This is a genomic window from Nonomuraea sp. GTA35, assembly GCF_041950525.1.
Lineage (GTDB): Bacteria > Actinomycetota > Actinomycetes > Streptosporangiales > Streptosporangiaceae > Nonomuraea.
The window spans coordinates 42,822-55,146 of sequence record NZ_JBGNUV010000004.1; the positions used below are offsets into that span (position 1 = coordinate 42,822).

Consider the following 12,325-nt stretch of genomic DNA (forward strand, 5'->3'; position numbering starts at 1 on the left):
CCACTTCCCTTACGAAAGTCTGAGTCTTGAAAATTGCGGGACCAATGAGGTGTCACGCGCGGGTTCCCCCCGCCGGAATCCGATCTCGCCTCCCTGTTCTTGGCCAAGGTGAAAACCCCTCCGCGACCTGCGGAGGGGAATCCGGAAGAATGTTCTCAGCTACGGCGGCGCGCCGCGACCGCGTTGCCGACGGCGATCAGCACCCCGATGCAGAAGATCAGCGTACCCATGACGTTGACCTGCGGCGGGATGCCGGTCTTCACCGCGCCGACGATCCACAGCGGGAAGGTGACGGTCGAGCCGTTGACGAAACTGGTCACCACGTAGTCGTCGATGGACAGCGCGAAGGCCAGCATGCCGCCCGCCAGCACGCCCGGCAGGATCGCCGGCAGCGTCACCTGCCGGAAGGTGCCCCAGGCCGTGGCGCCCAGGTCCCTGGCGGCCTCCTCCAGGGAGGGGTCCAGGGTGACGACCCGCGCCCGCACGGTGACCACCACGAACGACAGCGAGAACAGCACGTGCGAGATGATGATCGTGCCGGCGTCGCGCGGCACGTTGCCGGAGACGAACAGCGACAGCAGCGACGCCCCCATGACCAGCTCGGGTGTCGAGATGGCGGCGAAGACGAGGAAGTTCGTCGCTCCCTGGCCGCGGAAGCGGTGCCGGCCGAGCGCGAGGCCGAGCATGGTGCCGATCACGACCGTGATGATCGTGCTGACCAGGGCGATCACCAGCGAGTTGTACAGCGCGTCGGTGAGGTCGGAGATGTCGAACAGCTCGGCGTACCAGCGCAGGGTGAAGCCCTGCCAGGTGGTGTTGGACTTGCTCTGCTTGTCGTTGAACCCGAACAGGATCATCACGGCGATCGGCGACGACAGCCAGACGATGATCAGCCAGGTGTAGAGGTGCAGCAGCCGGTCGCCGGCCCGCGCGCCCCTCATCGGGCCGCCGCCTCGAGCACGTTCTCGGTCCCGAGCGCCCGCGCGTAGGCGAAGATGCCCACCAGCAGCACCGCCATCAGCGTGAACGACAGCGCCGAGGCGGTCGGGTAGTCGAGGTTGGTCAGGTACTCGGTCTGGATGATGTTGCCGATCATCGTGTTCGAGGTGCCGCCGAGGATGGCCGCGTTGATCGGGTCGGCCGTGGCGGGCACGAACGTCATCAGCACCCCGGCGAACACCCCCGGCAGCGACAGCGGCAGCACCACCCGCCGGAAGGCCGCCGCCCGCGTCGCGTACAGGTCCTGGGCCGCCTCCACCACCCGCGGGTCCACCCGCTCCAGCGCCACGTAGATCGGCAGGATCATGAACGGCAGGAAGTTGTAGGTCAGCCCGCCCACCACCGCGAACGTCGTGGCCAGCACGTGGAAGTCCGCGGGCAGCAGCCCCCAGCCCTTCAGCGTGCCGAACAGGATGCCGTTGTCCGACAGCAGGAAGTTCCACGAGATCGTGCGCAACACGAACGAGACGAAGAACGGCAGCAGGAGCAGGAACAGGTACGTCGACTTGCGGGCGCCGGCCTTGAAGGCGATGAAGTACGCCACCGGGTACCCGATCACCAGCATGGCCACGGTGGCGAGCCCGCCGTAGAGCAGCGACCGGACGAGCTGCGTACTGTAGCGGCCGATGGCGTCCGCGTAGTTGGAGAAGCTGAACGTCATGGCGAAGCCGTCGATGGCGTTGCCGGTCTGCAGCGACACCGACGCCATCGCGACCATGGGCACGACCAGGAAGATCGCCAGCCACATCCAGCTCGGCAGCGCGAGCAGGTAGGGGGTGAGCCGCCGCATCGGTTACGCCTGGGTGATGGACTGGAAGATCGGGTTGAACACCTGCTCCTGCTGGGTGGTGAGCTGGGTGTAGTTGCGCAGCTTGGCGTAGTCGGCCTCGGAGGGGAACATGAGCGCGCTGTTGACCATGTCCTCCAGCGCCTTCTTGTCCTCGCCCTTGGCCGTCCTGGCCTTCTCGCGCAGCAGGTCCTGCACGGCGGGGACCGGGGTGACGTACTGGATGTACTCGTCCAGCTCTGCGGCCACGGCCGGCTGGTAGAGGTAGTCCATCAGCATGAGGGCGTCCACCGGGTTGGCCGCGCCCTTGGGGATGAGCATGTTGTCGGTCCAGATCGTGCCGCCCTCGGCCGGCACGACGAACTTCACCGGCTCGCCGGCGAGCTGCCGCTGGAACACGTCGCCGGACCAGGCCATGGTCAGCCAGACGTCGCCCTTCGACACGGCGTCGATATACGACTGATCATAATATTTCCGCACAATTCCGGCGTCGCGCTGCGCCTTCAGCTTCTCGCCGGCCTTGTTCCAGTCCGCCTCGGTGGACTTCTCCGGGTCGATGCCCAGCGCGATCATGCCGAAGTTGGCGATCTCCTGGGCGTCGGCCATCATGCCGACCCGCCCCTTGTACTTGGGGTCGAACAGCGACTCGATGCTGGTGATCTCGTCCTTGACGTACTTGGTGTTGTAGGCGATGCCGGTCACCCCGGAGGTGTACGGCACCGTGTACTTGTTACCCGGGTCGTACGAGCGCTCCTTGTACTTCTGGCCGGCGTTGGCCTGGAAGTTCGGCAGCTTGGCGTGGTCGAGCGGCACCGCGTAGCCCAGCTCGATCATGTGCTGGAGCTGGATGCCGTTCGTCATGACGACGATGTCGTAGCCCAGCGACTGCCCGGCGCGCAGCACGGGGTCGGCCTTGCCGAAGAACTCGGCGTTCTCCTGGATGACCTCCTTGTACTCGTACGCGATGCCGGTGTCCTGCTTGAACTTCTCCAGCGGGCCCTTGTCCTCCGGCATGTACTCGGGCCAGTTGGCGAAGACGACCTTGCCGTTCTTCTTCTGCTTGGCCCAGTAGTCGGCCACGGCGTCGGCCTTCGGGGGTGCCGCCTTCTGCCCCTGCACGCCGCAGGCGGCCAGGGCGAGCCCGGCGGCGGAGAAACCCGCCAGGCGGAAGACGTCACGACGGGTGCGGGGCTGCGTCATTCCACGCATGAAGGGGTTCATGGGGTGCAATCAACTTCCAATCACGTACGAGTGCTGCGCCTGCCACGACAGCCAGACGGAGTCGCCCCGCTCCGCCGTGGCCGTCGCGTCATGCGCGTTCTGCTGAAACACGGTGATCTCGGCCCCGTCAGCGAGGCTCACCGCATAGCTGTTATACGTGCCGAGATACACCACTTCGGCCACGGTGCCCTGCACGGCGCTCAGCTCCTGCGCGGGCTCCTCCGTGCCGATGGTGATCTTCTCGGGCCGCACGGTCACCGTCACGTCGCCGTCGTGGCCGGGCACCAGCACCTTGCCGCCGCCGACCTTCAACTCGCCGCCGGTCGCGGCGCCGGCGAGCAGGTTGGAGGTGCCGATGAAGCCGGCCACGAAGGCCGTGGCGGGCCGCTCGTAGATCTCGCGCGGGCCGGCGAGCTGCTCGACCACGCCGTCCTTCATGACGGCGATGCGGTCGCTCATGGTCAGCGCCTCGCTCTGGTCGTGCGTGACGTACACGAACGTGATGCCGACCTCGCGCTGGATGCGCTTGAGCTCGACCTGCATGGCCTGGCGCAGCTTGAGGTCGAGCGCGCCGAGCGGCTCGTCGAGCAGCAGCGCGCGCGGCCGGTTGACCAGGGCCCTGGCCAGGGCCACGCGCTGCTGCTGGCCGCCGGAGAGCTGGCGCGGCATGCGCTTGCCCCGGTCGGCGAGGTCGACGATCTCCAGCATCTCGCCGACCCGCCGGTCGATCTCCGCCTTCGGCGTCCTGCGCTGCTTGAGCCCGAACGCCACGTTGTCCCAGACGCTCATGTGCGGGAAGAGCGCGTAGGACTGGAAGACCATGTTGACGTCGCGCTTGTTGGGGGGAACGTTCGTGACGTCCTGGCCGTAGAGCTTCACCAGGCCCTTCGTCGGCGCCTCGAAGCCCGCGATCATCCTCATGGTCGTGGTCTTGCCGCAGCCGGACGGGCCGAGGAGGGAGAAGAACTCCCCCTCCTCGATGCCCAGCGTCACGCCTTTGACTGCCTGGACGACCTCGCCATGCGAGTGATACTCCTTGACGACGTCCGCAAGCTCAATCGCACTCAGCCCGGTCATTTCCAGGTTCGTTCCTTGCCGCTATTCGCCGATGTAGTGCATGACGTGCTTGACCCGGGTGTAGTCGTGCAGACCGAACACCGACAGGTCCTTGCCGTACCCGGAGTGCTTGAAGCCGCCGTGCGGCATCTCCGAGACGAACGGGATGTGCGTGTTGACCCAGACCACGCCGAAGTCGAGCCGGTTCGACATGCGCATCGCGCGGCCGTGGTCGGAGGTCCAGACCGAGCCGCTCAGTCCGTACTTCACGTCGTTGGCCTTGGCCAGGGCGTCGGCCTCGTCGGTGAAGGTCTGGACGGTGATCACGGGGCCGAAGACCTCGTTCTGCACCATCTCGTCGTCCTGGCGCAGCCCGTCCACGACGGTCGGGGCGAAGAAGTAGCCCTTGTCGCCGACGCGGTGACCGCCCGTGAGGACCTTGGCGTGCGCGGGGACCCGGTCGATGAAGCCCTGGACCCTGGCGAGCTGGTTCTCGTTGTTGAGCGGGCCGTAGAGGGCGTCCTCGTTGCCCAGGTCGCCGGTGACGGTGCCGGCGGCGGCCTCGGTGAGCGCGGCCACGAACTCGTCGTGCACGCTCTCGTGCACCAGCACCCGGCAGGCGGCCGTGCAGTCCTGGCCGGCGTTGTAGAGGCCGGCGGTGGCGATGTCGCCGGCGGCCTTGCGCAGGTCCTTGACGTCCTCGAAGACCACGACCGGCGCCTTGCCGCCGAGCTCCAGGTGCACGCGCTTGAGGTCGTCGGCGGCGCTCTTGGCCACCGACATGCCCGCGCCGACCGAGCCGGTGATGGCCACCATGGCGGCGGTCGGGTGGCTGACCACCATGGCGCCGCTCTCGCGGTCGCCGGTGACGACGTTGAAGACGCCGGGCGGCAGCACCTCGCCGAGGATCTCGGCCAGCTTCAGCGTGGAGACCGGGGTGGTGTCGGACGGCTTGAGCACGATCGTGTTGCCGGCCGCCAGCGCGGGGGCGATCTTCCAGACCGCCATCATCATCGGGTAGTTCCACGGCGTCACCTGGCCGACCACGCCGATCGGCTCGTGCCTGATGACGCTGGTGTGCTCGGCCAGGAACTCGCCGGCCGTGGGGCCCTCCAGCGTGCGCGCCGCGCCCGCGAAGAAGCGGAAGTGGTCGGCGGCGACCGGCGTCTCGTCCTCGGCCATGCGGGCGCGGGGCTTGCCGGTGTTGCGGCACTCGGCCTCGTTGATCTCATCGGCCCGGGCGTCGATCGCGTCGGCGACCTTGAGCAGCAGGTTCGCCCGCTCGCCCGGGGTGGTCCTGCCCCACGACTCGAACGCGGCGGCCGCGGCGGCGAAGGCGGCGTCGATGTCCTCCTGACCCGAGACGGGAGCCTGGACATAGGCCTCACCCGTGCACGGATCGATGATGTCGGAGAATCGGCCGCTCTTGGCGTCCACGAACTCACCGTTGATGTAGTTCTGCAGACGGGTGGTCAAGGTGATGACCTCCTCGTGAGGTGGCTGAGATGCCGCGACTCTGACAGAGCAGATGCATCACGACAAGGGATTTCGTGGTGAAGATATCAAATTGCTACGAATTCGCTTGACAGACCGCGAAGAACTGACAACATGTCGCACCAGGACGGCAACCCGGCGGGAACGTCCCCGTAACGCCGGACCGCTAGGAGGAATCCGATCGATGACGACGCCGCCCCGCGTACGCCGAAACAGCGCAGGCTCCAGCGGCCCGGTGGTCCTCGACGACCTGTCCAAGCAGATCATCGAGCAGCTCCAGGCCGACGGGCGCAAGCCGTACGCGGCGATCGGGAAGGCGGTCGGCCTCTCCGAGGCCGCGGTACGCCAGCGCGTGCAGCGGCTCCAGGACGCCGGCGTCATGCAGATCGTCGCGGTCACCGACCCGCTCACGCTCGGTTTCCCCCGGCAGGCCATGATCGGCGTCAACTGCGAGGGCGACCTGGAGAAGGTGGCCGACGAGCTGGCCGGCATCGAGGAGATCGACTACGTCGTGCTCACGGCCGGCTCCTTCGACGTGATCGTCGAGGTGGTCTGCGAGGGTGACGGGCACCTGCTGGAGATCCTCAGCAAGATCCGCGCCATCCCCGCCGTCCGGGCCACCGAGTCGTTCGTCTACCTCAAGCTGCGCAAGCAGACCTACTCCTGGGGCACCCGCTAGCCGATCCGGGCGACCGCCCGCACGGGCGAGCCGTCACCTCCGGCGATCCGCAGCGGGAACATCGACACCTCGACCGGCCGGTCTCCCGGCAATCGATCGAGCCCCACCAGGTTCTCCGCGATGACCGCGTGCGCGCGCAGCAGCGCCTCGTGCGCGGGAAAGTCGTCGGCGGGCGTCGGGTCCACGCTCAGCGCGTCGATGCCCACCGTGCGCACGCCCCGCTCGACCAGCAGCGCGGCGGCCTCCGCGCTGAGGAAGGGGTGGTCCCGGCTGCCGAACGGCCACCCGGTGGCCACCAGCACGATCACCCCCGCGCTCACGTGCCCGAACAGCTCGGCCCCGATCGGCGAGCGCGGCGCCCGCCCCCGGGCGTCCACCACGACGGCGGGCCCGTGGAAGCGCTCCAGGGGCAGCTCGTCCAGCGTGGGCAGCGCGTCGTCGAGGTGGAAGGGCGCGTCCACGTGGGTGCCCGAGTGGGAGCCCAGGTGCAGGCCCAGCACGTTCACGCCGTCGCGGGCCACGGTGAGGGCGGGGCCGACCGAGACCTCGGGGTCGCCCGGGTAGACGGGCATCCCGGTCTCGATCGGCGCCGACAGGTCGATCAGCTCCATCACGTCACCGGCTCCACGATCGGCAGGACGGGCGTGTCGGCCGAGCGGACCAGGCGCGGCCCCTCGGGCCCGTAGACCTCGCGTGGCTCGGGGAAGAGCGCCAGCAGCACCAGGTAGAGCAGCCCGGCCACGGCCAGCCCGACCGGGAGCGAGATGTCGATCCCGCCGGCCAGGCCCCCCAGCGGCCCGACGAACTGCCCCGGCAGGTTGACGAACATCAGCGCCAGCCCGGCGGAGACGAGCCAGGCGCCGAGCCCGCGCCAGTTCCAGCCGTGCGCGAACCAGTAACGGCCGCCGCGCTGGCGCCGGTTGAACACCTGCAGCGCCTCCGGGTCGTACCAGCCGCGCCGCGTCACGTAGCCGAGCATCATGATCACCATCCAGGGTGCCGTGCACGTGATGATCAGTGTGGCGAACGTGGAGATGCTCTGCGTGAGGTTCGCCGCGAAACGCCCGATGAAGATGAACACGATCGACAGCGTGCCGATGAACACCGTGGCCTGGACCCGGGAGAAGCGCGGGAAGACGCTGGAGAAGTCGAGGCCGGTGCCGTACAGCGAGGTCGTGCCGGTGGACATGCCGCCGATCAGGGCGATGAGGCAGACGGGCACGAAGTACCAGCCGGGCGAGACCGCCAGCAGGCCGCCGACGTAGTTGGGGGCGGCGGGATCCACGTACTCGGCGGCCTTGGTGGCGATGATCGAGGCGGTGGCCAGGCCGAAGAAGAACGGCAGGATGGTGGCGAGCTGCGACAGGAACGCCGCCGCCATCACCCGCCCGCGCGGGGTGCTCGCCGGGATGTAGCGGGACCAGTCGCCCAGGAAGGCGCCGAAGGAGACCGGGTTCGACAGCACGATCAGGGCCGCGCCGATGAACGAGGGCCAGAACAGGGCGTCGCCCGGCTGCACGGCGCCGGCGTACGACGGGTCGAAGTCGCCGGCGAAGGCGAACACGCCCAGCACGAACAGCAGCGACGCCGCCGCGACCGCGATCTTGTTCACGAACAGCATGAACCGGAAGCCGTACACGCAGACCACCAGCACGAGGACGGCGAAGATCCCGTACGCGACCCCGTACGACAGGTCGGTGTCCGGCAGCCCCACCAGCCGGTGGGCGCCGCCCACGAGCGCGTCTCCCGACGACCACACCGAGATCGAGAAGAACGCGATCGCGGTCAGCAGCGACAGGAACGAGCCCACGATCCGGCCGTGCACGCCCAGGTGCGCGGAGGAGGAGACGGCGTTGTTGGTGCCGTTGAGCGGCCCGAACAGCGACAGCGGCGCCAGGATCAGCGCCCCCGCCACCAGCCCGAGCACGGTGGCGGCCAGGCCGTGCCAGAACGACAGGCCGAACAGGATGGGAAAGGCGCCGAGCACGCACGTCGCGAACGTGTTGGCGCCGCCGAAGGCGACCCTGAACAGGTCGACGGGGCGGGCGTTGCGGTCGGCGTCGGGGATGCGCTCGACGCCGTAGGTCTCGATCTCGGTGAGGGAGCCGCTGCTCATGTCTTCTCCTGGAGCGCCAGCAGGCTGACGAGGTCGTAGGCCACGTGGGAGGCGGCGATCGAGGTGATCTCCGCGTGGTCGTAGGCCGGGGCCACCTCGACCACGTCGGCCCCGATCAGGTTCAGCCCGGCCAGGCCGCGCAGGATCTCCAGCAGCTCGCGGCTGGTGAGCCCGCCGGCCTCGGGGGTGCCCGTGCCGGGGGCGTGCGCGGGGTCGAGCACGTCGATGTCGACGGACAGGTACAGCGGGCGGTCGCCGACCCGCTGCCGCAGCAGGTCGATCACCTCGTCCAGCCCGCGCCGCAGCACGTCGGCCGCGGTCACGATGCCGAACCCGAGCCGCCGGTCCTCCTCCAGGTCCTTCTTGCCGTAGAGGGAGCCCCTGATCCCGACGTGGCTGAGCGCCTCGGTGTCGAGGACGCCCTCCTCGACGGCCCGGCGGAAGGGGGTGCCGTGCGTGTACTCGGCCCCGAAGTAGGTGTCCCAGGTGTCGAGGTGCGCGTCGAAGTGCACCAGCGCCACGGGGCCGTGCTTCCTGGCCGCCGAGCGCAGCAGCGGCAGCGCGATCGTGTGGTCGCCGCCGATGGTGACGAGCCTGGCGTCGAGATCGTCGGCCGCGCCCTCGATGGTCTCGATGGCGGCGCCGATGTCGAACGGGTTGACCGCGATGTCCCCGGCGTCGGCGACCTGCACCCGCTCGAACGGGGACACGTCGAGGCCGGGGTGGTAGGGCCGCAGCAGCCGGGACGCCTCCCGTACGGCGGCGGGGCCGAACCGGGCACCGGGCCGGTAGGAGACGCCGGTGTCGAAGGGCACGCCCACCACCGCCACGTCCGCCCGCTCCACCTGGTCCAGGCGGGGCAGGCGGGCGAAGGTGGCGGGGCCCGCGAAGCGCGGGACCTTGCTGGAGTCGACGGGACCGAGGTTCATGCGCCTCAGTGTTCGTCACGCCTCTGACCTGCGGCAATTGTGGTCATCACGAAGTACTACGGTGTGTGTTGTGGCCGACCACAAACTCACCGTGGAGGACCTTCTCCGCTCCCCCGCACTCCAGCTCCGCGTGCTGGCGGGCGAGGCCGGGCTGTCCCGCTCGGTCTCGTGGGCGCACGTCAGCGAGCTGGACGACCCGACGCCGTGGTTGCTCGGGGCCGAGGTCATCATGACGACCGGCATCGGCGTGCCCCGCACGGCCGCCAGGCAGCGGGCCTACCTGGAGCGCCTCGACGACGCCGGCGTCTCCGCGCTCGCCCTGTCGGCCCAGCTCCACGTGCCGCCGCTGCGCCCGGCGTTCTTCGCGGCCGCCGAGGAGCGCGGCATGCCGGTGCTGGAGGTGCCGCTGGCGGTCCCGTTCATCGCGATCGCGCAGGAGGTCGCGGCGGCGCTCCAGGAGGACGCCAGCCACCGCCTCGGCGCCCAGCTCCAGGTCTTCGGCGCGCTGCGCTGGCTGGCCGCGGAGGACCTGGACACGGCCACGCTCTTCAAGCGCCTGGAACGCCTGTCCGGCTACGACGTCTACCTGTCCACCCGCTCGGGCCGGCCGCTCCTGCCCGGCGTCCCCGTCCCCCCGCCGGCCGTCCTGCCCGCCGTGCCCGACGCCCCGCCCACGATCCCCGGCGGCTTCGTGCTGCCCGTCTCGGCCCCGGGCGGCCCCGCCGGCTATCTGGTGGCCTTCGAGCGGGAGGGCGCCCGCCCCGCGGGCCTGGCCGTGGTCCAGCACATCGCCACGGTGGCCGCGCTCCAGGTCGCGATGGCCAGGCACGAGCGCGAGACGCTGCGCAGGGAGGGCGCGGAGACGCTGGCCGAGCTGCTGCAGGACCTCCTCGACCCGCCGGCCGCCCGCCGCCGCCTGGCCCGCCTCGGCCTGTCCATGGAGCCGGACACCGAGTCGGAAATGGTGCTGCTGGTGGTGCGCGGCGTCCCCGACGACGCCCTGCGCCGCGCCATGGACGACCTGCCGCACCTGATGCTGCGCCGCGGCGACGAGCACTACCTGCTGGGCCCGCCCGGGATCGGCCCCGCCGTGGCCGCCGTCCCGGGGGTCACCGCCGGGATGAGCCGCCCGTTCCCGCCAGGGGAGCCGCTGCGGGTGGCCCAGCGCGAGGCGACCTGGGCGGCCACGCACGCCGCCGAGTCGGGCCGCGGGCTCGTCCTGTACGGCGACGACACGACAGGCCGGTGGCTGCCCGAGGACCCGGACACCCTGGCCGCACTGGTGGAATACGTGCTGGGCAAGGTGCTCGCCTACGACGGGGCGCACGATTCCTCTTTGCTGGCTTCCGTACGGACCTGGCTGGAACACAACCGCCATATGCGCGACGCCGCCGCGGCCCTGCACATCCATCCCAATACCCTGGCCTACCGGCTGCGCCGATTCAGCGAGCTCAGCGGCAGGGACCTCGACTCCAGCGCGGCCTTCGCCGAGGTCTGGCTGGCCATCCGCGCGGCCCGCCAGCTCGGGCTGCTGCACAACTGAGACGGCACGATGGTCACCGCCCCGGTACGCCCTGGCCGAAAACAGCGCCCGATTCTCCGGCATTTCATTCGGCCAAAGTCCCGTCGTATCATCGCCACAGCGGGCGAGGAGGGACTCTCTATGGCGCAACCGGCTCGCGCGGTCGGCACCGGGCTCGCGGAGCTGACTGATCTGACGCTGCTCCAGCTCATCGAGATGGACGAGGCGACCCTCGATCGGGCAGTGCGCGGGATCGTCGGGCGACGAGGGCCGTGGGACCGGCTGTGGCAGGAAGAGGACGACTCCGGCCACGGCGCCGTCCCGTGACCGCAGGCACGTACGAGCTCTGCGACCGCCTGGCCGGCGGCGACCCGACACCCGCGCTGCTTCAGCGGCTCAGGAGCCTCCAGCTCGCCAGGAACCAGGTGCTCCTGGCGGCGGTGCAGCGCAGGGTGCCCGGCCACGACGCCGCCTTCCACGCGCTCGGCCGCCTGCAGCGGGACGAGCCGCGGCTCATGGCCGAGACGCTGCTGCTCCCCCAGGTGGGCTGCTGGGCGGTCGACTCCCTGTGGCGGCTGGACCACGGCGAGGAGCCGGACCTCGACTACCTGGCGGCCCTCGCGGCCGGCGCCGCGATGCGGGCGGGCCGGCCTCCGGGCACGGTCCCGCCCTGGCTCCGCGCGGGCACGCTCGTCCCCGGGCTGGGCACGGTCACCGGCTCCGGCCTCGTGCCGATCCCCACCCTCGACGTAGCGGAGGGCGGGACACGGCTGTCCGTCCGCCTCGACGCGATCGACCCCTACCTCGCCGGCTACGGCAAGCGGGGGCGGCCCGACCCGGTGTGGTGGCAGCGCGAGCTGGGACGGGCGTGGCGAGTGCTGTGCGAACGGCACCACGGCGCGGCCGAGACGGTCGCCGAGGTCTTCACGACGCTGGTGCCTCTGGAGAGCCGGCAGCGCAGCCGGCCGTTCAGCGCCACCTCCGGCTGGGCGTACGGCGCGATCGCGCTGTCGCCTCCGCCCGATCCGCTCGGGCTCGCCGAGAGCCTGGTGCACGAGGTGTGGCACCTGCTGCTCGGCGCGGTGGAGGACATGACCTCGCTGGCCGACCCCGACGACGACCGCCGCTGGTACGCCCCGTGGCGCTCCGACCCCCGGCCGCTGGGCGCGCTGGTGCAGGGCTGCTTCGCCAACTTCGCGATCACCGCCTTCTGGCGTACCGAGTGCGGCGTGCCGTCACCGCGGTCGCCGGGCCGCGCCGAGACCGAGTTCGCCCACCGCCGCGCCATCACCTTCGAGGCGCTCACCCGCGCCGCCGGCTCGGGCGGCCTGACGGCGGCGGGCCGGCACCTGGTGGACGGCCTGCTGCACCGGCTGTCGCCCTGGCTGCGCGAGCCCCTGCCCGCCGCGGCCGAGCGGCGTGCGGCCGAGCTGCGCGCGGCCCACCGGGCGCGCTGGCTGGCCGCCAACCCCGGCTACGCACTCTGACGCCGGCGCACCGGCACCCCTTCCCCGAGAATCCC

At 70.4% G+C, this 12,325-nt stretch carries 12 protein-coding genes; 4 read left to right on the top strand and 8 right to left on the bottom strand.

All coding sequences use genetic code 11. From position 1 onward, the window contains the following. Positions 1–155: 155 nt before the first annotated feature. Genes ACBJ32_RS18615 through ACBJ32_RS18635 form a run of 5 tightly spaced genes read right to left on the bottom strand, consistent with a single transcriptional unit; the run spans position 156 to position 5,539 of the window. Entirely contained in the window at positions 156–941 is a 786-nt protein-coding gene (locus tag ACBJ32_RS18615) for an ABC transporter permease (protein WP_375127805.1), read from the bottom strand. Further along, a complete protein-coding gene (locus ACBJ32_RS18620) occupies positions 938–1,789 on the bottom strand; it encodes an ABC transporter permease (RefSeq protein ID WP_375127806.1) in 852 nt (283 codons plus the stop codon). The genes ACBJ32_RS18615 and ACBJ32_RS18620 overlap by 4 nt, the downstream gene beginning before the upstream one ends. A 3-nt stretch (positions 1,790–1,792) precedes the next feature. Continuing rightward, entirely contained in the window at positions 1,793–2,995 is a 1,203-nt protein-coding gene (locus ACBJ32_RS18625) for a spermidine/putrescine ABC transporter substrate-binding protein (protein ID WP_375127807.1), read from the bottom strand. A gap of 21 nt (positions 2,996–3,016) precedes the next feature. Then, positions 3,017–4,084 (bottom strand): ABC transporter ATP-binding protein, encoded by a 1,068-nt coding sequence (locus ACBJ32_RS18630; protein ID WP_375127808.1) that lies wholly within the window; start codon positions 4,082–4,084, stop codon positions 3,017–3,019. Between the two features lie 21 nt (positions 4,085–4,105). Next, positions 4,106–5,539, bottom strand: a complete 1,434-nt coding sequence (locus ACBJ32_RS18635; protein WP_357875383.1) for a gamma-aminobutyraldehyde dehydrogenase — start codon at positions 5,537–5,539, stop codon at positions 4,106–4,108. 202 nt (positions 5,540–5,741) lie between these two features. On the opposite strand from ACBJ32_RS18635, the gene ACBJ32_RS18640 reads away from it, so the two are divergent. After that, positions 5,742–6,236: an Lrp/AsnC family transcriptional regulator gene (locus tag ACBJ32_RS18640; RefSeq protein WP_375127809.1), complete on the top strand. Its 495-nt coding sequence runs from the start codon at positions 5,742–5,744 to the stop codon at positions 6,234–6,236. On the opposite strand, the gene ACBJ32_RS18645 is transcribed toward ACBJ32_RS18640, so the two are convergent. The 3 genes from ACBJ32_RS18645 to speB are packed head-to-tail and all read right to left on the bottom strand — an operon-like array spanning position 6,233 to position 9,281. Further along, on the bottom strand, positions 6,233–6,847 hold the full coding sequence (locus tag ACBJ32_RS18645) for a cyclase family protein (protein WP_375128454.1): 615 nt from the start codon (positions 6,845–6,847) through the stop codon (positions 6,233–6,235). The genes ACBJ32_RS18640 and ACBJ32_RS18645 overlap by 4 nt on opposite strands. Next, positions 6,847–8,352, bottom strand: coding sequence for a purine-cytosine permease family protein (locus tag ACBJ32_RS18650; RefSeq protein ID WP_375127810.1), 1,506 nt, complete (start codon positions 8,350–8,352; stop codon positions 6,847–6,849). The genes ACBJ32_RS18645 and ACBJ32_RS18650 overlap by 1 nt, the downstream gene beginning before the upstream one ends. Continuing rightward, a complete protein-coding gene (speB, locus tag ACBJ32_RS18655; protein ID WP_357875389.1) occupies positions 8,349–9,281 on the bottom strand; it encodes an agmatinase in 933 nt (310 codons plus the stop codon). Before speB ends, ACBJ32_RS18650 begins: the two co-directional genes overlap by 4 nt. 70 nt (positions 9,282–9,351) lie before the next feature. Here speB and ACBJ32_RS18660 point away from each other — a divergent pair, with 70 nt between their 5' ends. The 3 genes from ACBJ32_RS18660 to ACBJ32_RS18670 all read left to right on the top strand — a co-directional run bounded on the left by ACBJ32_RS18660 (position 9,352) and on the right by ACBJ32_RS18670 (position 12,290). Further along, positions 9,352–10,824 carry a PucR family transcriptional regulator gene (locus ACBJ32_RS18660; protein ID WP_375127811.1) on the top strand — a complete coding sequence of 491 codons (1,473 nt, stop codon included), beginning with the start codon at positions 9,352–9,354 and terminating at the stop codon, positions 10,822–10,824. 120 nt (positions 10,825–10,944) lie between these two features. Continuing rightward, complete coding sequence (locus tag ACBJ32_RS18665; protein WP_375127812.1) at positions 10,945–11,130, top strand: hypothetical protein; 186 nt, start codon at positions 10,945–10,947, stop codon at positions 11,128–11,130. Continuing rightward, on the top strand, positions 11,127–12,290 hold the full coding sequence (locus ACBJ32_RS18670) for an HEXXH motif-containing putative peptide modification protein (RefSeq protein ID WP_375127813.1): 1,164 nt from the start codon (positions 11,127–11,129) through the stop codon (positions 12,288–12,290). The genes ACBJ32_RS18665 and ACBJ32_RS18670 overlap by 4 nt, the downstream gene beginning before the upstream one ends. The last annotated feature ends 35 nt before the right edge of the window (positions 12,291–12,325 follow it).

What these genes read in the sequence shown, in the direction of transcription:
- ACBJ32_RS18615 (WP_375127805.1), bottom strand. Translation starts at nt 941, where the DNA reads ATGAGGGGCGCGCGGGCCGGCGACCGGCTGCTGCACCTCTACACCTGG.
- ACBJ32_RS18620 (WP_375127806.1), bottom strand. Translation starts at nt 1,789, where the DNA reads ATGCGGCGGCTCACCCCCTACCTGCTCGCGCTGCCGAGCTGGATGTGG.
- ACBJ32_RS18625 (WP_375127807.1), bottom strand. Translation starts at nt 2,995, where the DNA reads ATGCGTGGAATGACGCAGCCCCGCACCCGTCGTGACGTCTTCCGCCTG.
- ACBJ32_RS18630 (WP_375127808.1), bottom strand. Translation starts at nt 4,084, where the DNA reads ATGACCGGGCTGAGTGCGATTGAGCTTGCGGACGTCGTCAAGGAGTAT.
- ACBJ32_RS18640 (WP_375127809.1), top strand. Translation starts at nt 5,742, where the DNA reads ATGACGACGCCGCCCCGCGTACGCCGAAACAGCGCAGGCTCCAGCGGC.
- ACBJ32_RS18645 (WP_375128454.1), bottom strand. Translation starts at nt 6,847, where the DNA reads ATGGAGCTGATCGACCTGTCGGCGCCGATCGAGACCGGGATGCCCGTC.
- ACBJ32_RS18650 (WP_375127810.1), bottom strand. Translation starts at nt 8,352, where the DNA reads ATGAGCAGCGGCTCCCTCACCGAGATCGAGACCTACGGCGTCGAGCGC.
- speB (WP_357875389.1), bottom strand. Translation starts at nt 9,281, where the DNA reads ATGAACCTCGGTCCCGTCGACTCCAGCAAGGTCCCGCGCTTCGCGGGC.
- ACBJ32_RS18665 (WP_375127812.1), top strand. Translation starts at nt 10,945, where the DNA reads ATGGCGCAACCGGCTCGCGCGGTCGGCACCGGGCTCGCGGAGCTGACT.